Annotated in this window: 18 protein-coding genes and 1 tRNA gene; 10 read left to right on the plus strand and 9 right to left on the minus strand. The window is 57.3% G+C overall.

The window, feature by feature from the left end; translation table 11 throughout:
• Positions 1-45 precede the first annotated feature (45 nt).
• Positions 46-441 (plus strand): RidA family protein, encoded by a 396-nt coding sequence (locus MHN28_RS22825; protein WP_239345140.1) that lies wholly within the window; start codon positions 46-48, stop codon positions 439-441.
• A gap of 100 nt (positions 442-541) precedes the next feature.
• Here MHN28_RS22825 and MHN28_RS22830 read toward each other — a convergent pair whose 3' ends face one another.
• Positions 542-757, minus strand: a complete 216-nt coding sequence (locus MHN28_RS22830; protein WP_239345142.1) for a hypothetical protein — start codon at positions 755-757, stop codon at positions 542-544.
• 269 nt (positions 758-1026) lie between these two features.
• On the opposite strand from MHN28_RS22830, the gene MHN28_RS22835 reads away from it, so the two are divergent.
• A complete protein-coding gene (locus MHN28_RS22835; protein ID WP_239345143.1) occupies positions 1027-1956 on the plus strand; it encodes an autotransporter domain-containing protein in 930 nt (309 codons plus the stop codon).
• A gap of 109 nt (positions 1957-2065) precedes the next feature.
• On the opposite strand, the gene MHN28_RS22840 is transcribed toward MHN28_RS22835, so the two are convergent.
• Positions 2066-3082, minus strand: coding sequence for a Fe(3+) ABC transporter substrate-binding protein (locus tag MHN28_RS22840; protein ID WP_239345145.1), 1017 nt, complete (start codon positions 3080-3082; stop codon positions 2066-2068).
• A 256-nt stretch (positions 3083-3338) separates the two neighbouring features.
• On the opposite strand from MHN28_RS22840, the gene MHN28_RS22845 reads away from it, so the two are divergent.
• Both MHN28_RS22845 and MHN28_RS22850 read left to right on the plus strand, forming a co-directional pair.
• Positions 3339-4550, plus strand: coding sequence for a GTP-binding protein (locus MHN28_RS22845; protein WP_239345147.1), 1212 nt, complete (start codon positions 3339-3341; stop codon positions 4548-4550).
• Entirely contained in the window at positions 4547-5200 is a 654-nt protein-coding gene (locus MHN28_RS22850) for a DUF1826 domain-containing protein (protein WP_239345149.1), read from the plus strand. Before MHN28_RS22845 ends, MHN28_RS22850 begins: the two co-directional genes overlap by 4 nt.
• Before the next feature lie 131 nt (positions 5201-5331).
• Here the strand turns inward: MHN28_RS22850 and ykgO are convergent, their stop codons facing one another.
• Together ykgO and MHN28_RS22860 are read right to left on the minus strand one after the other, a co-directional pair.
• Positions 5332-5457, minus strand: a complete 126-nt coding sequence (gene ykgO / locus MHN28_RS22855) for a type B 50S ribosomal protein L36 (RefSeq protein WP_005648635.1) — start codon at positions 5455-5457, stop codon at positions 5332-5334.
• A gap of 92 nt (positions 5458-5549) precedes the next feature.
• Positions 5550-5624: transfer RNA gene (locus MHN28_RS22860), tRNA-Val, on the minus strand.
• Positions 5625-5772: 148 nt separating this feature from the next.
• On the opposite strand from MHN28_RS22860, the gene MHN28_RS22865 reads away from it, so the two are divergent.
• Positions 5773-6633: an N-formylglutamate amidohydrolase gene (locus MHN28_RS22865; RefSeq protein ID WP_239345151.1), complete on the plus strand. Its 861-nt coding sequence runs from the start codon at positions 5773-5775 to the stop codon at positions 6631-6633.
• A 2-nt stretch (positions 6634-6635) separates the two neighbouring features.
• Here MHN28_RS22865 and MHN28_RS22870 read toward each other — a convergent pair whose 3' ends face one another.
• Positions 6636-7889, minus strand: coding sequence for a DNA polymerase IV (locus MHN28_RS22870; RefSeq protein ID WP_239345152.1), 1254 nt, complete (start codon positions 7887-7889; stop codon positions 6636-6638).
• 88 nt (positions 7890-7977) lie between these two features.
• Between MHN28_RS22870 and MHN28_RS22875 the strand changes: the two genes are divergently transcribed.
• Positions 7978-8376, plus strand: a complete 399-nt coding sequence (locus MHN28_RS22875; RefSeq protein ID WP_239345154.1) for an NUDIX domain-containing protein — start codon at positions 7978-7980, stop codon at positions 8374-8376.
• Positions 8377-8693: 317 nt separating this feature from the next.
• Here MHN28_RS22875 and pyrF read toward each other — a convergent pair whose 3' ends face one another.
• Positions 8694-9413 carry an orotidine-5'-phosphate decarboxylase gene (pyrF, locus tag MHN28_RS22880; protein WP_239345155.1) on the minus strand — a complete coding sequence of 240 codons (720 nt, stop codon included), beginning with the start codon at positions 9411-9413 and terminating at the stop codon, positions 8694-8696.
• A 151-nt stretch (positions 9414-9564) separates the two neighbouring features.
• Between pyrF and MHN28_RS22885 the strand changes: the two genes are divergently transcribed.
• Both MHN28_RS22885 and clpB read left to right on the plus strand, forming a co-directional pair.
• On the plus strand, positions 9565-9885 hold the full coding sequence (locus MHN28_RS22885) for a hypothetical protein (protein ID WP_239345157.1): 321 nt from the start codon (positions 9565-9567) through the stop codon (positions 9883-9885).
• 127 nt (positions 9886-10012) lie between these two features.
• Positions 10013-12631 carry an ATP-dependent chaperone ClpB gene (gene clpB, locus MHN28_RS22890; protein ID WP_239345158.1) on the plus strand — a complete coding sequence of 873 codons (2619 nt, stop codon included), beginning with the start codon at positions 10013-10015 and terminating at the stop codon, positions 12629-12631.
• Positions 12632-12670: 39 nt separating this feature from the next.
• On the opposite strand, the gene MHN28_RS22895 is transcribed toward clpB, so the two are convergent.
• From MHN28_RS22895 to MHN28_RS22905, 3 genes are all read right to left on the minus strand, one after another.
• Positions 12671-13078, minus strand: a complete 408-nt coding sequence (locus MHN28_RS22895; protein ID WP_239345160.1) for a hypothetical protein — start codon at positions 13076-13078, stop codon at positions 12671-12673.
• A 259-nt stretch (positions 13079-13337) separates the two neighbouring features.
• The gene (locus tag MHN28_RS22900; protein ID WP_239345161.1) at positions 13338-14153 is read right to left on the minus strand and encodes a cyclase family protein; all 816 of its coding nucleotides are present in this window, start codon (positions 14151-14153) and stop codon (positions 13338-13340) included.
• Between the two features lie 302 nt (positions 14154-14455).
• Positions 14456-14647 carry a hypothetical protein gene (locus MHN28_RS22905; RefSeq protein WP_239345162.1) on the minus strand — a complete coding sequence of 64 codons (192 nt, stop codon included), beginning with the start codon at positions 14645-14647 and terminating at the stop codon, positions 14456-14458.
• Between the two features lie 362 nt (positions 14648-15009).
• Between MHN28_RS22905 and msrP the strand changes: the two genes are divergently transcribed.
• Positions 15010-15912 (plus strand): protein-methionine-sulfoxide reductase catalytic subunit MsrP, encoded by a 903-nt coding sequence (gene msrP, locus MHN28_RS22910; RefSeq protein ID WP_239345164.1) that lies wholly within the window; start codon positions 15010-15012, stop codon positions 15910-15912.
• A gap of 4 nt (positions 15913-15916) precedes the next feature.
• Complete coding sequence (gene msrQ, locus MHN28_RS22915) at positions 15917-16531, plus strand: protein-methionine-sulfoxide reductase heme-binding subunit MsrQ (RefSeq protein ID WP_239345165.1); 615 nt, start codon at positions 15917-15919, stop codon at positions 16529-16531.
• Positions 16532-16810: the final 279 nt, after the last annotated feature.

A 16810-nucleotide genomic window follows, 5' to 3' on the forward strand; every position in this document is an offset into this window, starting at 1 on the left:
AAAGATTTAAGCACGGGCCAGTCAAATCAATAGGAGACTTCAACGATGCAACGCACCGCTATCAACCCCTGGGACTGGTCCTTGAATCTGGGTTACAATCAGGCCGAAGTGATCGAAGGCGCAACACGCCAAGTTAACTGCGCAGGGCAAACCGCAGTTGATGGTGAAGGCAACCCGCAGCACCCGGGTGACATGCGCGCGCAGATCGGCTTGGCGCTCGACAATCTCGAAGCCGTGTTGACCGCCGCAGGCATGAGTTTGTCTGACATCACCCGACTTGGCATATACGCAACGGACGTGGACGAAGCGCTCAAGAACTTCGACTTGCTGGGCATTCGGTTCGGACCGATCGAAAGCGCACCGCCGATGACTCTTGTCGGTGTAACCCGGCTTGCCGCACCCGGATTGCTGTTCGAGATCGAAGCGACCGCAGCGGCTTAGACAAGCCATTCGACGGTGGCCAATTGGAATGAACGACCAATTGGCCGCGTCTTGCGCTCGTCGAATTGAAACATAATGGGCTGGAAACTGCGAGGGAACCTTAAGCCCGACGTTTTCGGCTCAGCAGCCCGTATTTGACCGCCCACGACCGGAATGACCTGCGTTTGCGCCGGTCCTGTTTCAGTGCCCGCTTGGATTGCATGCCGCCTTTCCGGTTGAATTCGAACACATCGATAATCCGTTCGGCACAACCACAGGCTTCGCCCATGCCGACTTTGGCAAAGTAAAACTTCTCGAAACGTTCCAGCGTTTTCATGGTGAACCTCCTGATCCAATTGAACCCAATCAAGTGCCGTTTGCCAAATCACTTTCCGGTTGGCGGATGATAGTTGCGAGGCAGAGATGCAAGGTAACTCGCCGCCCACAGGTGTTTCCAAAATGCCCGCCTTCAGAATTCATGGCCGCGACTTTTCTGTTTTGGTTTTTTCGGACGGAGAGACTGGGGTACCATCGCCTCAGAACACCTTGGGGTTCCCAATCGGCTGAGTGCCACAGCCGAACACTGTCGACAGGCGAACACACGTATTGAAAAGAATTGTTGCGTACACATCGTTTCTGATCTGGAGTTTCGCCCCGCATTCAGAAGCTGAGAACCTCGATCCAGACGCCTCTGAAGCAGCGGCCAGAGCGGCGCTGGCGGTGTTGAGCATTGCGGCCACCCCAAACGAGACCCTGTCATCGCTTGCCTTTCTCAGCGCATCAGGTGACGCAAGAAGCCTGCGTTCGACCCAGCTGCGTGGCGGGTTCAAGCCGTTGGACAATGGCATGTATGTAGAAGGTCTGGTTGCATACCAGAGTTACAATCCGACGCTCATTTTTCCCGAGTTCGCATCCGATTCCGAAGTCGATGTGAAATGGTCGAGTTTGGCCGCTACATTTGGCCTCGGATGGGAGTTTCCACTTGCAAACGATTGGTATTTCCGCCCCATAGCGCACCTGTCGCTGGGCCATGTCACGACAGACGCTGTTTTTTCGAATTTCCCGTTGTTTCCCTCCAGCTCGGGAGGGGGCGATGTGGTTGATGGTAACCTCAACGCATACGGTGTCGGGGCGTCTTTGAGCCTCTTTCGCGAGGCGCAATTCGGGCCGTGGGAGGCCGAGTTTCGAGTGCGGCAGTCTTTCTTGGAGTTCCAGCCAATAAACGAACCGCAAGCGGACGGAGCCAAGGCCAATTCCAACCAAACGACGTTGTTTTCACGCTATCGCTATCCGCTTGAGAATGTCAGGCTTCTTGGTGGTCCGTCAAAGCTGGTTTTGGACGCCGGCGTTGTGCTTTACCACGGCGACAGCGCGATGGTCCTGGATACCAATTGGCTGGCGACGGCCGGTGTTGGTATTGAGGTCGACACTACGAGAATCGGGCTTCCTGCCGTTCAGGCGGGACGTATCATGCTTAATGGTGTGATTGCTGATCAGTTCTCGGGGTTTTCTGTTGGATTTGGCGTTCGGTTTTGAAGTGGGCGTAAACTGGCGTATTGCTGAAGGTGCGCTGAAGTGACTGGCAAGAAATGGAAAGGGCGCAGAAATTCTGCGCCCCTCACACTGCTCGGTTCTTGCCTGTGACTTATTTCCAACCGACTTCGTTGAAGATCTTCTGAGCTTCCGGAAGGTTCTTTGCGACTTCGGAAAGGTTCACGTCGTCTGCCTTGAATTCGCCCAGAGATTTGACCGAGTCCACCAGTTCAACACTCTCGACGGCGGGGAATTCATCGTTCCCGGCCGAGAAGTACTGCTGTGCGGAATCGCTAGCCAGATACTCGAGGAAGAGAATGGCGTTTTCCTTGTTCGGAGCATTTGCGGCCACGCCCGCGCCGGACAGATTCATATGTGCGCCGGTGCCGTCCTGGTTCGGGAAGACCCAGCCGATTGCATCGATTTCAGCAGACACGCCCTTTACGTCTTTGCGGATCGCGCGGGCAAAGTAATAGGTGTTTGACACCGCGATATCGCATTCACCCGACACGATCCCGCGCAGCTGATCTGTGTCACCGCCTTGCGGCTCACGAGCCATGTTGGCGACGATACCTTCGGCCCATGCTTTGGCGGCCCCGGGACCTTCATGGGTGATGATCGATGCCAGCAGAGTCTGATTGTAGGTGTTGCTGGACGACCGGATACAGATCTGACCCTTGTATTCCGGCTTCGCCAGATCGGCGTAGGTGGCTGGCGGGTTGGCGACGTTTTCCTTGTCGTAGAAAATGATACGACCGCGCTGGGAAAAGCCGAACCATTCGTTGTCGGTATCCTGAAGGTTGGCCGGGATACGCTCTTCCAGAACAGCGCTGTCGATCGACTGCAGAATGCCTGCGTTCTTGGCACGTGCCAGCCGCGAGGTGTCGACAGTCAACAGGATGTCGGCAGGCGAGTTCGCCCCTTCCGCTTCCATCCGTGCGATCAACTCGTCGGCCTTGCCCTCAATGCGGTTGATGGTGATGCCGGTGGCCTCTTCGAAGTCACTGTACAGCTTTTCGTCCGTGTCGTAATGGCGCGAGGAATACAGGTTCAGCTCTCCCTCGGCGATAGCGGAGGAGGCAATCAGGGCCGTCAAAGCGGCGGTAACGCAGGTGGAAGATTTCAGCATTTCATTTCCCAACATTGAAAGTTGTGGCGGGTCGTAATCCGACTGAAATGGTCAATTAGACGATTCCGGCTGGGATGCAAGTAAATCTGACAAAAATACTTGGGCAAATGGTCGCTGCCGGGTGCATGCCGTCTTTCTAAAGAGCACTTGTCTAACAAAACGTAATAACATAACGATTGTGTCGCTCACGGTGCCGAATCCACTATTTCGACCCAATGCACCAAATAGACCAACCCACCCAAGCAGGTAGACATCTATGACCGACACTCGCCTTCCCGTCACCGTCCTTTCCGGCTTTCTTGGCGCAGGAAAGACGACACTGTTGAACCGCGTTTTAAACAATCGTGAAGGTCGCCGGGTCGCGGTGATTGTCAACGACATGTCCGAAGTGAACATCGATGCCGATCTTGTTAGGGCCGACACAGAGTTGTCCCGCACCGATGAGACCCTTGTGGAGATGTCGAACGGGTGCATCTGCTGCACCCTTCGCGACGACCTGTTGGACGAAGTTCGCAGGCTTGCAGGTGAGGGTCGCTTTGACTACCTGCTGATTGAATCGACGGGGATTTCCGAACCTTTGCCCGTAGCAGCGACTTTCGATTTCCGCGACGAGTATGGTGACAGCCTGTCGGATGTCTCGCGCCTGGATACGATGGTGACGGTCGTTGATGCCGTGAACCTGCTGGAAGACTATTCCAGCCACGATTTCCTGAGCGACCGCGGCGAAACGCTGGGTGAGGAAGATGAACGCACGTTGGTTCATCTGCTGACCGATCAGATCGAATTTGCCGATGTTGTGATCCTCAACAAGATTGCGGATGCCGGGCCAGAACGTGTGGACGCCGCCCGCAAGATCATTCGAAGCCTGAACGCCGATGCGCGCATCATTGAGACGAACCATTCAGATGTGGCTGCCGATGAAATCCTGGACACGGGTCTTTTCGATTTCGAAAAAGCGCATGAACATCCGATGTGGGCCAAAGAACTCTATGGGTTTGCGGATCATGTGCCCGAGACCGAAGAATACGGCGTTACCAGCTATGTCTATCGGGCGCGGCAACCCTTTGTGCCAGCGCAGATTCTGAAGATTTTGAATGGCGATCTGCCGGGCGTTATCCGCGCCAAAGGGCATTTCTGGATCGCAACTCGTCCGGATTGGGTCGCTGAATTTTCGCTCGCAGGGGCGCTGTCCTCGGTCCAGCCGCTGGGCACCTGGTGGGCTACGGTGCCTGAAGAGCGTCGGCCCGATCACGAAAGCGCGCGGGCTTATATGCAAGCCCATTGGCAAGAACCTTGGGGTGATCGCCGTCAGGAAATCGTCTTCATCGGCAGCGGTATTGACTGGCCTGCGCTGAAAGCCCGGCTTGATGCCGCCTTGTTGCCTGCTGACGTTGCTGACCGGCCCGAAGATCTTCCGGACCTGCCCGACCCGTTCCCGATCTGGCGCCGGGCTGAGGCCGCGGCATGAGTGTGGTTCGAGAAGTCGTCAAAGACGCGGCAATAGGTGTCGGCGTCGCGGAAACACCGGAAGACCTGTCAGCAATTCATCACCCGGGTTGCGCCGCCACGATTTGGCGCCGGGATCCATTGCCGAGTTTTCAGTCTTGGATAGACGCGCTTGATCCCGCGCAGTTGCCCAAAGGGCGGTTGATTCTGAGGCCGGACGCGGCGCGCGACGTGGTTGCTGAACTGTGCGAAACATCAGGAACGCCTGATGGCGAAGAACGAGATCGCCTTGTGGATGACATCGCCGCGCTTTCGGACCTTTTTGCCGGTCTGATGCAGTCGAAATGGCTGCGGCTGCGTCTGGATGTCATTGCAACAAACGCCTGCCGAAGGTTTCACATCGACGCGGTTACATCGCGCCTCGTCTGCACGTATCGGGGCACGGGTACGCAATATGGTATTTCGACCGACGGGGCCGAGCCAAACCGAGTTTTCACTGTCCCGACAGGAGCGCCAATCCTGCTGCGCGGGACGCTCTGGCCCGAAGCGCCAAAATCGGGGCTCTTGCATCGTTCGCCGCCGATCGAAGGAAGCGGCGAGACACGGTTGGTGCTTGTCCTCGATCCCGTTCTTGATCCGGATAACGAGCCAGATCATCTGCATCGGCACTGAAGCAGAAATCACGCAGAGGTCACCAGATGCGGCGCTGCGGCTGGTGACCCGATCCCTATAGCGCACATCAATCAACCCAATAAAAAAACCGCGCTGAAAAGCGCGGTTCTTTAAAACAGTATCTGCAGTTCTTAGCCCTGGCGAGCTTTGAACTTGCGCTGCGTCTTGTTGATCACGTAGACGCGGCCTTTGCGACGCACAACACGGCAATCACGGTGCCGGTTCTTGAGCGAGCGGAGCGAGTTCTTGACCTTCATGGTCTGTCTCCAATCTGCGGCGCCTTCATCAAGGACGTGGCCAGCGCCTGGGTTTGCGGGTGCCCCGGGTCAGACCCGAAACAGTGAATAGATGGTGGGCGGTACAAGGATCGAACTTGTGACCCCTTCGATGTCAACGAAGTGCTCTACCGCTGAGCTAACCGCCCACTTTACCTTTGCGTGCCCAGCCCCATAACGAAATGGGGCGCGGAACCCCGCGCCGGTAGCGGGGTCTATAAAAGGAGTCGCAAAGGGGTTCAAGGGGTTTGGTAGAACTATTTTCCGGTCTATGTTCAAAGCGAACAAGGAGTCGCCATGAAGAACGCTGCCTACGTATTGGATATGCCGGTCAAACGCACGTCTTGCGTGGTGTTTTCTTCTCCTCACAGCGGCCGAAACTACCCCGACACAATGCTAAACCGCACGGTTCTGAGCCAAAATGTGATTCGGTCGTCGGAAGATGCATTTGTGGATCAGCTGTTTTCTTCGGCCGTTGACCATGGTGCCCCCCTCATTTCAGCGACCAAGCCACGCGCCTATCTGGACTTGAACCGCAGTGCGGAGGAACTGGATCCGGCACTGATTCAGGGTGCACGCCGACACGGGCACAATCCCCGTGTCGCGTCGGGGCTAGGCGTGATTCCCCGGGTCGTCGCCAACGGCCGCGCGATCTATCGCGGAAAGCTGACCATGGACGAGGCGCGCTTGCGCATCGACACGTGCTGGCGGCCCTATCACGCGCGTCTAAAATCGTTGCTGGCCGAATCGCTCGATACCTTTGGTCAGGCCATTTTGATCGACTGCCACTCGATGCCGCATGAGGCCGTTGCTATGGCCAGCACCGCCAAGTCTCAGCGACCGCAGATTGTATTGGGCGACAGGTTCGGGGCCTCGGCATCTGCCGGGATCGTGGACCGGATTGAGTCGGCCTTTGCGTCGGCCGGTCTGGTCGTCGCGCGAAATGCGCCATTTGCCGGGGCATACGTGACGCAGACCTATGGACGGCCCGGACGCAATCAGCATGCCATCCAGATCGAGATCGACCGCTCGCTCTATATGGACGAAGGCAAGATTGAGCCCAGCGATAACTTCGAAGCGTTCCGTGAGACGTTGCGCCAGGTGATCATGGAGATTTCCGGCATCGGCGGCGAACCTTTGCAACTGGCGGCCGAATAAATTCAGCGCAGGGCCCGTCCCTTTACGATCGCATCCGTTCCGAACCGGCGTCTGATCTCATCCGTGGCGCGTTCCGCCTGAGATCGCCGGGCGGCGCCGGGGTCCAGAAGGTCGCCCGAGATATCGGCCTGATCCTCGGGGCACAGATCGGATATCCCGCACCCAAGCAGACGATAAGGCCCTTTGTCCCCGACCTGATCGAACAATCCGCGCGCGGTGCGATAAATGCGGTCCGCGATCTGCGTGGCATCCCGCAGCGATACGCGCCGGGTTATGATCTTGTGGTTCGCCTGTTTCAGCTTCAGCGTCACAACCCGCCCGGCCAGCCCTTTGGCTTTGGCCCGGTCTGCGACCTTCTCAGACATGCGCCACAGATGCCCGTCCAGGATGTCCAGACTGGCCGTATCCTCGAAAAACGTGGTCTCGTTGCTGATGGATTTCATCGGCTCATGCGAGGACACGCGTCGTTTGTCCTGGCCGCGTGCCAGATGCCAAAGTCGATAGCCCATTGACCCGAACCGCGCGGTCAGCGCCTCCTGGTCCCAGCGCAGCAGGTCCGAGAAGGTTCGGATACCGGCGCGATCCAGCGACTCCTGCGCGGCCGGACCAATGCCCCAAATCAGGCGCACGGGCTTGTTGTGCAGGAAGTCGGCCGTTTCCGCCTTGCCGATCACCGAAAATCCACGCGGCTTGTCCAGATCCGAGGCCACCTTTGCCAGAAACTTATTGTGCGAAAGCCCGATCGAGCCGGTTACGCCCAGTTCATCCTTCATCCGTTTCACCAACCGCGCCAACATCACTGCGGGTGGCGCGCCATGCAGGCGCTGCGTGCCTGACAGGTCCATGAAGGCTTCGTCCAGTGACAGCGGCTCGATCACAGGGGTCAGTTCGTCCATCATCGTCCTGATCTGGCGGGACACCTCGGCATAGACCGACATGCGTGGCTTGATGACAACGGCATCCGGGCAAAGCTGCAGCGCCTTGAACATCGGCATGGCTGAACGAACCCCGCGAATCCGCGCCACATAGCAAGCCGTGGACACGACACCGCGTTTGCCGCCGCCGATAATCACCGGTTTGTCGGCCAGTTCCGGATTGTCGCGCTTTTCGACCGAGGCATAAAACGCATCGCAATCCATATGCGCAATGGACAGGTCAAAAAGCTCGGGGTGCGCCTTGATGCGCGGGCTTCCGCAGGAGGGGCAGCGCGCCTCCTGTTGCATTGTCGAAAAGCAGTCGCGGCATAAAGCGGGCATTACGTTCACATCTCAGATTTATGCGCTTTGGTTTGCGTGTGGTGTTGGCTAAAATTTATCCGGTCAGGCAACAAAGAAAAAGCCGTTCATGCATTTCACCGGAGCAAAGGTTGCACTGTTTCTTGGATCGGACCTGCTGGTGATTCAACGGGACGATAACAAGGAGATCCCTTTTCCGGGTCATTTTGATTTTCCCGGAGGCGGGCGGGAAGGGGCAGAGACGCCACTGCAATGCGTCACGCGCGAAACGATTGAAGAGGTCGGCCTGCACCTTACCGCAAAGGATTTTGTCTGGTCGCGTCAATATGGTGAAAACTGGTTCTTCGCAGCGCTCCGTCCGCCCAGCGATGTCAACCTGATCAGATTCGGTGATGAAGGCCAGGGGTGGTCACTGATGTCGCCAGAATTGTACCTGGAAAACACATTGGCAGTTCCCAATTTCGCGATCCGCTTACGCCACTACATGGCCGCAACAGGGCTACTTTGAGGCAAACTTTGTTTTCGGAAGAAGACCCCCCGCGATTGGCGGGGGGAGGTGACGGACCTCAGGAAGATATGGTCCGCGGGGAGTATCACGCCCCTAGAATCGCTCAAATTCCGAGATTTAGATAGGACCGAGATCACACAGTCAAAACTCGCATTTTTCATGTGTGTTTTGGGGCACAGAGACGATTTGGCGCGGATTGTGTAAAAAGTGACGTAGGGTCAATCATTTGGCGCACCAAAACAGTCAGAAATCAGCATTCCGGATCATCACATCCGGCACAAACAAAAGAGAAATTTGACCCCTGATGGATTCGATTTCTAACCTCTATTCGGTGCAATGGCCTGTGGCGACGCCATTTCAGCAAGGATCGCTTCGGCGGCTGACCGAGGGTCCTCTGCCCGGTAGATCGGACGACCCACAACGATATGGTCTACTCCGTCTGCAATGGCGTTCGCGGGCGTCGCAATCCGTTTCTGATCGCCCAGCTCAGCCCCTGCAGGCCGTACACCGGGGGTGACGATCAGGCGACCTTCGGCTTGGGGCAGGGCGCGGATCAGGGCGGCCTCTTGCGGGCTTGCGATCACGCCATCGGCTCCGGCCTCAAGCGCCTTTGCGGCACGTTCGACAACCAGATCCTGCACGTCGCCCTCTTTCAGGAGGCTGGCATCCAGATCATCGCGGTTCAGCGAAGTCAGGATGGTCACCGCCAGAATCTTGAGGTCCTTGCCCGCGGCGCCCTCTTTCGCGGCGCGCACCACATGCGGATCACCGTGGACGGTGAGGAAATCCAGATCGAATTGTGCCAGCCCACGTACGGCGTTCTCAACTGTATTACCGATGTCAAACAGCTTCATGTCCAGAAAGATGCGCTTGCCGTGGTCCTGCTTTAGTTCATTCGCCAGCGCCAGACCTCCGCCGGTCAGCATGCCCAGTCCGATCTTGTAGAATGACACGGCATCGCCCAGCCGCTCGGCCATGGCCAGACCCTGCAGGGCGTTCGGAACATCGAGGGCTACGATCAGGCGGTCATCGGACATGGGGCAAGCTCCTTTTTGGCAAACGTCTGCGTCCTAACGGTTTCGGGCGGTTGTGTCCATGCGGGACAGGCAGTTGGTCGAATTCAAGCAGCTTTGACCAGACTGTGGTAGGGTGCGCTCATTCATAAGAAGATTTGAGAAAGGCGGGACAATGAAATGGTGGATTGGCTTCGGCCTCGTTCTGATGTTGCCGGCGTGTCAGGACATGCCGCTTGAGACCGAAGCAGCGGACACAGTCATCGTATCTCCGACAAATGATGACCTCAGGCTGGTGCGCGGCTATCGTTCAACTGATGACGATTGCCAACTGACCGGTGAGACCGCGTTTACCGTCAATTTTCTGGATGATGCAGCGGACCTTGTGTCCTGTCCGAGTGGCAGCGACGCAGCGCAATCTCTGGTGGAAATGTATAACGCGCGCGAGGTGGCGCAAACAGGCGGGTATACCGTCTACTCCGTGCCCCGTCGTTAAGCCGGATTCTGCGGTTTAGCCTCTTGAACGGACAAAGATATTTCCCAAATGGAATGTGAGGCCCAGACCGACGCGTGCCGCCAAGCGGGCGCATCACATTCAGGGCGCTTAGGAAAAGGAGATTAGTATGGACTTAAACAAGTTCACCGAGCGGGCGCGGGGTTTCGTGCAGGCGGCGCAGACGATTGCGCTGCGCGAGGGGCACCAGAGACTGCTGCCCGAACATATTTTGAAAGCATTGATGGATGACGATCAGGGGCTGGCAAGCAACCTGATTACACGGGCCGGCGGCGCGCCTATCCGCGTGGTTGAAGCGCTGGATGCCGCTTTGTCCAAAATTCCGAAAGTGAGCGGCGACGCGAGCCAGATCTACATGGACGGCCAGACCGCAAAGGTTTTTGCCGAAGCCGAGAAGATCGCCACCAAAGCAGGCGATAGCTTTGTACCCGTCGAGCGGGTTCTGATGGCGCTGTGTATGGTGAAATCCAAGGCCAAAGAGGCGTTGGAAGCCGGTGCCGTATCCGCCCAGAAACTGAACGAAGCGATCAACGACATCCGCAAGGGTCGCACTGCCGACACCGCGTCGGCAGAAGAAGGCTATGACGCGCTCAAGAAATACGCGCGCGACCTGACCGAGGCAGCGGCTGAGGGCAAGATCGATCCGATCATCGGACGGGATGAGGAAATCCGCCGCTCGATGCAGGTTCTGTCGCGTCGCACCAAGAACAACCCGGTTTTGATCGGGGAACCCGGCGTCGGTAAAACCGCGATTGCCGAAGGTATGGCCCTGCGCATCGTCAACGGCGACGTGCCGGAATCGCTGAAGGACAAGAAGTTGCTCGCGCTCGATATGGGTGCGCTGATTGCCGGTGCGAAATACCGCGGTGAGTTCGAAGAACGCCTCAAGGCCGTTCTGACCGAGGTCACCGAGGCTGCCGGTGAGATCATCCTTTTCATCGACGAGATGCACACGCTGGTCGGCGCGGGCAAATCTGACGGCGCAATGGATGCCGCAAACCTGATCAAGCCAGCGCTTGCCCGGGGTGAGTTGCATTGTATCGGTGCAACCACGCTGGACGAGTACCGCAAGTATGTCGAAAAAGACGCGGCCCTTGCGCGCCGGTTCCAGCCTGTGATGGTCACTGAGCCGACGGTCGAGGACACGATCAGCATCCTGCGCGGCATCAAGGAAAAGTACGAGCTGCACCATGGCGTGCGCATCTCGGATTCGGCGCTGGTCTCGGCGGCGACCCTGTCGCATCGCTATATCACCGACCGCTTCCTGCCCGACAAGGCCATCGACCTAGTCGATGAAGCGGCATCGCGTCTGCGGATGGAGGTGGATTCCAAGCCCGAGGAGTTGGATCAACTCGACCGCCAGATCCTGCAGATGCAAATCGAGGAAGAAGCGCTTAAACTTGAGGACGACGCAGCCTCCAAGGATCGTCTGGAGACCTTGCAAAAGGATCTGGCCGATCTTCAGGAGAAATCCGCCGAGATGACTGCCCAATGGCAGGCCGAACGCGATAAACTCGCGGGCGCCCGTGATCTGAAAGAACAACTCGACAAGGCCCGCGCCGATCTTGAGATCGCCAAGCGTGAAGGCAATCTGGCGAAAGCGGGTGAGCTGTCCTATGGCGTCATCCCCGAGCTTGAGAAAAAGCTGACCGAGGCCGAAAACGCGGAAAGCAACGCCATGATGGCCGAGGAAACGGTGCGTCCGGAACAGATCGCCTCCGTCGTTGAGCGCTGGACAGGTATCCCGACCTCAAAAATGCTGGAAGGCGAGCGCGAGAAGCTGCTTCGGATGGAAGACGATCTGCATTCCCGCGTGATCGGGCAGGATGCCGCGGTGACAGCTGTGGCCAATGCCGTACGCCGTGCACGTGCGGGCCTGAATGACGAAGGTCGCCCGCTGGGCTCGTTCCTGTTCCTCGGCCCGACCGGCGTGGGTAAGACCGAGTTGACCAAGGCCGTGGCGAACTTCTTGTTCGATGACGACAACGCGATGGTACGCATCGACATGTCCGAGTTCATGGAGAAACACGCGGTCGCCCGTCTGATCGGTGCCCCTCCGGGCTATGTCGGTTATGACGAAGGTGGTGTGCTGACCGAAGCCGTGCGGCGCAGGCCTTATCAGGTCGTGTTGTTTGACGAGGTCGAAAAGGCGCACCCGGATGTCTTCAACGTGCTGTTGCAGGTTCTGGACGATGGCGTTTTGACCGATGGTCAGGGTCGTACCGTGGACTTCAAACAGACGCTGATCATCCTGACGTCGAACCTCGGGTCGCAGGCGCTCAGCCAATTGCCCGAAGGTGCGGACAGCGCGCAGGCGAAACGTGACGTGATGGATGCGGTCCGGGCGCATTTCCGGCCGGAATTCCTGAACCGTCTGGACGAGACCATCATCTTTGACCGGCTCAAGCGGGCCGATATGGATGGTATCGTTGATATTCAGATGGCGCGTCTGCAGAAACGTCTGGCCGCGCGCAAGATCGAGCTGGCTTTGGACGATGGTGCCAAGGAATGGCTGGCGAACGAGGGCTATGACCCGGTCTTTGGTGCACGTCCGCTCAAGCGCGTTATCCAGCGCGCTTTGCAGAACCCGCTGGCCGAGGCGCTGCTGGCTGGCGAGATCAAGGATGGTGAAACCGTTCCGGTCACCGCCGGGACCGATGGCCTGATCATCGGCGACCGGCTGGGCACATCCGAACGGCCACGCCCGGACGATGCCGTGGTGCATTGATCTGACACAAAAGGAAACCCGCCTTTTCGGCGGGTTTCTTTATGTCGGCTGCTGGTAACCGTTGTTCAGATAGTCTGTGAGGACCTTTATCCAGACCTGGGCTTTCTCCATTGGAAACTGTGCCGTGAACCGCAGTTTGACGATGCAGTCTTCGACAACACCCACTGCCAGAAGTTCGGACAGCCCGTCCGAAGACTCAGCTTCTGCGCGAAGCGGTAACCGCTGCGACGGATCACGCATCTGATAGGCGTTGATGTCGCCTAATTTGGCCCCGCGCCGATCAGCCAGCTCAGCAATATCCCGCGCAGCCTTTTTGAAACTTTCAAGAGCCATCTCGGGTGAAACCCTCTTTTGTTCGTGGTCATAGAAGAAAACGGTGATCTTGGAAGTGGGGTCTGCAAAAGTGGTGGAATAACCAAGACCGGTATGATCCTTTTCATATTCCACCGACGATCTGATTCAGGTCGGTCAGGACGTCCGGGGCACGATCAAAAAGGCCCTTGCAGGACTGAACATCGGCAAACGCAGTTCCACTCAGCAACGATAGAGTGAGGGCAAGCAATCTCAGCATTGGGAAAACATCTTTTTATAAACGCGTTAATACCGCCGTGAAGGTGCCCTCTGTCTGCGGCGAAATTTTGTCATGTGGGGAAACTGGCAAACGCTGATGCGACAAGTTGGTACGCAGTATCCCCACGCCTAGACGTCACATTAACGCGAAAATCCGCGCCGGCCCACCGGTTCCGCCCGCATGTTTCGGCGCGCCAATCACCAGTGTAGCGCCTGCGGCAGGAACGCGATCCAGCCCGGCGATGTTCTCGATTCCAAACCGGCCTGTCGGAAGCCATGCATAATGCGTGGCGAAATCGGTCGAGATACCGTGATCCAGAGACAAGGTATCGGACGCAATGGATCGTGCGCCGGTTTCTTCGATCAGCATCATTGCGGCTTCGGGGTGGAAGCCGGGATAGTGCTGTGCCTGTCCGTCGAACCCACGGTAGTCGTCGCTGTCGGCTTTGGCGGCCCAGCCGGAATACAAGGCCACGCAGGCGCCATCTGGAATGTCACCGTTCGCGGATATCCACGCCTTCAGGTCATCCGGGGTCAACAAAGTGTCGGCGTCTTCGGCTGCCCGGGCGGCGATGTCGACCACGCAAAGCGGAGCAATTAGATCAGAGACCGGGATTTCGTCGACTGATGCTCCATCCGCCGAAAAGTGCAGCGGCGCATCTATATGCGTGCCGGTGTGTTCATTTACAGTCAGACGCTGCAGGTTGAAACCGTGCTCACCGAAATTGAAAACCTGCTCTGACGCGTAACCTGGTTCGCCGAAGTAAGTCGGAAAATCAGCGCTGATCGTATGGGTCATATCCTCGACCTTGCCTTCGTTTGCTGCAAGGGCAACCGGCGCGCTGGCTCCGGTTGCCGCAACTGCAACGCCCGAGGCCGCAGCGGCTTTGAAAAACCCTCTTCTGGATAGCATACGGTCCTTGACCGCGTTCATCACACAGATGTCACACATTCGTCTTCTCCCTTCAGTCTGTCCCGACAATCGGGTGAACAGCGGATCCGTAGGTCAGGTCGCGGACCCTGGACAGCAGCCTGCATGTTGAGCGAAGCATTTGTAAAGATTGGAGGCTCAGGAGTTTTGCCGATACTGGGCTCGGTTCAATCAACTCAACGTGACAATTCCCGATGCACCACCCGCTGGAAACGTATCGGTGTTAAAGTTACGGCCCTAGTCAAATAAAGAGTCCGCCAAAACGGCGGGCTCTTGAACAATCAGCCAGGATGCGGCGCAGTTCTGGCTTTCGATCGCGCTGTTTATGTGCCGGATGGCAAAGCGTTGAGGTCTTGCGGATTCGATTTGCCAAGCTGGGTCTCGCCGCCAATCTCCTCGCACGTCACAGGGTAAGTCGAGTTCGCGTCGCAGCCAGAGATGGGGTAAGTCTGTTTTTCACCGCATGCCGCGATGATCAGGACCAGCGAAAGTCCAGCGACCAGTTTCAGTTTCATGTGTCGTCCTTTCCGATCAAGTTTCGTTGGGATTTCGCGACGCCTTGGGTGTCGCCAACTTTAGGCAGCCAGGAGGCGCGTCCACTTGCGCGCAGAATACTCTGTCGTGCGCGTCTTTTCGTTGATCAAAATCAATAACTTGGATGACGTAGGGTCAAGTCGGTAGGGGTCTGATCGCCAATCAAGGCTGATGCCGCTGATCGTAGTTTTGTGCACGCCGCAAAGGAGTTCTGCGTCGTAGGAATTCGTCATCAGGTGGGAATCGTTACAGTCTCTTCTCCCAATCGTGACGCATGTTGCCTTGGTGGTGTGCTATCAGCGGATTAACTGAAGCCCATGGCTAGCTTATCAAGGAGACATAGATGGCGCATCGCTGGACCAATACACTGACACATGCCGACGTCACCCCAAGGGCGGCGTTTTTGAGCCGGCGGCAGGTGATGGCCGGATTGGCGGGTGTCGGACTGGCGGGATTGGCGCGTCCGGCGATGGCGCAGGAAGGCCTTGAACCAAACAGCTGGGAAGAAATCACCTCATATAATAACTTCTATGAGTTCGGCACGCGCAAGGACGACCCGGCGAAATATGCCCACACGCTGGTGACAGAACCCTGGAGCGTCAAGATCGACGGCTTGGTCGATAAACCCGGTGAGTATGATTTCAAGGACATCATGTCCGAGATGACGGTCGAAGAGCGCATCTATCGGTTCCGCTGTGTCGAAGCCTGGTCGATGGTTATTCCGTGGAACGGGTTTGAGCTGGCTGATCTGCTGAACATGGCCGGGGTGCAGGAGGGGGCCAAATACGTGGCCTTTGAAACCGCCTATCGCCCCGATGAGATGCCGGGGGTGCAGTACCCGATCCTGGAATGGCCCTATCGGGAAGGTCTGCGCCTGGACGAGGCGATGCATCCGCTGACCATGATGGCCACGGGTATTTATGGGCGACCGATCCCGAACCAGAACGGAGCCCCGCTGCGTCTGGTGGTGCCGTGGAAGTATGGCTTCAAGTCTATTAAGTCGATTGTCCGTATCACGCTGACGGATGTCGAACCGCCCACCAGCTGGAACATGTCGGCCCCGCGTGAATATGGCTTCTATAGTAATGTGAACCCGAATGTGGATCATCCGCGCTGGTCTCAGGCATCGGAACGTCAGATTGGTGGCGGTCTTTTCGCCAAGCGCATCCCAACGCTGATGTTCAACGGCTACGAAGAAGAGGTCGCTGGCCTCTACGAAGGTATGGATCTGTCGGAAAACTACTAAGACCATGCAGACGCTGAACCAGATATTGCGGCGCATCCCCGTTTGGTTGGTTTACCTGCTGGGCGCGCTTCCAGCGCCCTGGCTGTTCTATCAGGGGCTGACCGGTGGTTTGGGTGTCGATCCGATTGAGGCACTGGAGCATCAGTATGGCGAACTGGCGCTGCAGCTATTGATCGCCGTGTTGGCAATATCACCACTGCGGAGGTTCCTAAGCCTGAACCTGCTAAAGTTCCGTCGGGCGCTGGGCGTCCTGACATTTGCCTATGTCAGCTTGCATCTTCTGGTTTGGCTGGTTCTGGACGTGCAGGTGCCCAGCCAGATCTGGGCGGATATTCTCAAGCGTCCCTATATAACGGTCGGCATGGCGGCGTTTTTCCTGATGATCCCGCTGGCGGTGACGTCAAACAACTTGTCTGTGCGCAAACTGGGGCCGCGCTGGCGCAGCCTGCAGCGTCTGGTCTTTCCTGCGGCAATTTTGGGTGGACTGCATTATGTCATGCTCGCCAAGGGATTTCAGATCGAGCCGTTGGTCTATCTGTCCCTGATTGTCGGTCTGCTGTTGCTGCGGATTCCCTTTCCCAGCCTGCTGACTCGGTTCCGTCCGGCCGATTCCGCCTGACTCGGCGCGGAGTCTGTGGGTAACTCTGTGCAAAACCCCGGTTTCGGCGCAAATTCCTCTTCCGTGTGTATTTTGCGGGCTGGCGAGCCTTGTATAAGTGCCTGTTATTTATAGGTGAAATACGTTTTTTTGGTTTTTTTCAAGTTTGTCGAATTTTTCGGTTGCGGAGGTATGCGGTTATCCTTAGAACCCCCTTCACCGGCGCTGCTGAGGCGCTCGGGACGCGGCGGAAGCGGCGGAGACGCTCGGGAGAGACCGGGGGCATCTTGAGGGACTGAG

It is taken from the genome of Ruegeria sp. Ofav3-42 (assembly GCF_022347725.1).
Taxonomy (GTDB): domain Bacteria; phylum Pseudomonadota; class Alphaproteobacteria; order Rhodobacterales; family Rhodobacteraceae; genus Ruegeria.

Bases quoted from the DNA above. Each gene is read 5' to 3' on its own strand.
- MHN28_RS22865 (WP_239345151.1), top strand. From the start codon at position 5,773: ATGAAGAACGCTGCCTACGTATTGGATATGCCGGTCAAACGCACGTCT.
- MHN28_RS22885 (WP_239345157.1), top strand. From the start codon at position 9,565: ATGAAATGGTGGATTGGCTTCGGCCTCGTTCTGATGTTGCCGGCGTGT.
- MHN28_RS22900 (WP_239345161.1), bottom strand. From the start codon at position 14,153: ATGTGTGACATCTGTGTGATGAACGCGGTCAAGGACCGTATGCTATCC.
- MHN28_RS22825 (WP_239345140.1), top strand. From the start codon at position 46: ATGCAACGCACCGCTATCAACCCCTGGGACTGGTCCTTGAATCTGGGT.
- MHN28_RS22870 (WP_239345152.1), bottom strand. From the start codon at position 7,889: ATGCCCGCTTTATGCCGCGACTGCTTTTCGACAATGCAACAGGAGGCG.
- MHN28_RS22905 (WP_239345162.1), bottom strand. From the start codon at position 14,647: ATGAAACTGAAACTGGTCGCTGGACTTTCGCTGGTCCTGATCATCGCG.
- clpB (WP_239345158.1), top strand. From the start codon at position 10,013: ATGGACTTAAACAAGTTCACCGAGCGGGCGCGGGGTTTCGTGCAGGCG.
- pyrF (WP_239345155.1), bottom strand. From the start codon at position 9,413: ATGTCCGATGACCGCCTGATCGTAGCCCTCGATGTTCCGAACGCCCTG.
- MHN28_RS22850 (WP_239345149.1), top strand. From the start codon at position 4,547: ATGAGTGTGGTTCGAGAAGTCGTCAAAGACGCGGCAATAGGTGTCGGC.
- msrQ (WP_239345165.1), top strand. From the start codon at position 15,917: ATGCAGACGCTGAACCAGATATTGCGGCGCATCCCCGTTTGGTTGGTT.
- MHN28_RS22845 (WP_239345147.1), top strand. From the start codon at position 3,339: ATGACCGACACTCGCCTTCCCGTCACCGTCCTTTCCGGCTTTCTTGGC.
- ykgO (WP_005648635.1), bottom strand. From the start codon at position 5,457: ATGAAGGTCAAGAACTCGCTCCGCTCGCTCAAGAACCGGCACCGTGAT.
- MHN28_RS22830 (WP_239345142.1), bottom strand. From the start codon at position 757: ATGAAAACGCTGGAACGTTTCGAGAAGTTTTACTTTGCCAAAGTCGGC.
- msrP (WP_239345164.1), top strand. From the start codon at position 15,010: ATGGCGCATCGCTGGACCAATACACTGACACATGCCGACGTCACCCCA.
- MHN28_RS22875 (WP_239345154.1), top strand. From the start codon at position 7,978: ATGCATTTCACCGGAGCAAAGGTTGCACTGTTTCTTGGATCGGACCTG.
- MHN28_RS22840 (WP_239345145.1), bottom strand. From the start codon at position 3,082: ATGCTGAAATCTTCCACCTGCGTTACCGCCGCTTTGACGGCCCTGATT.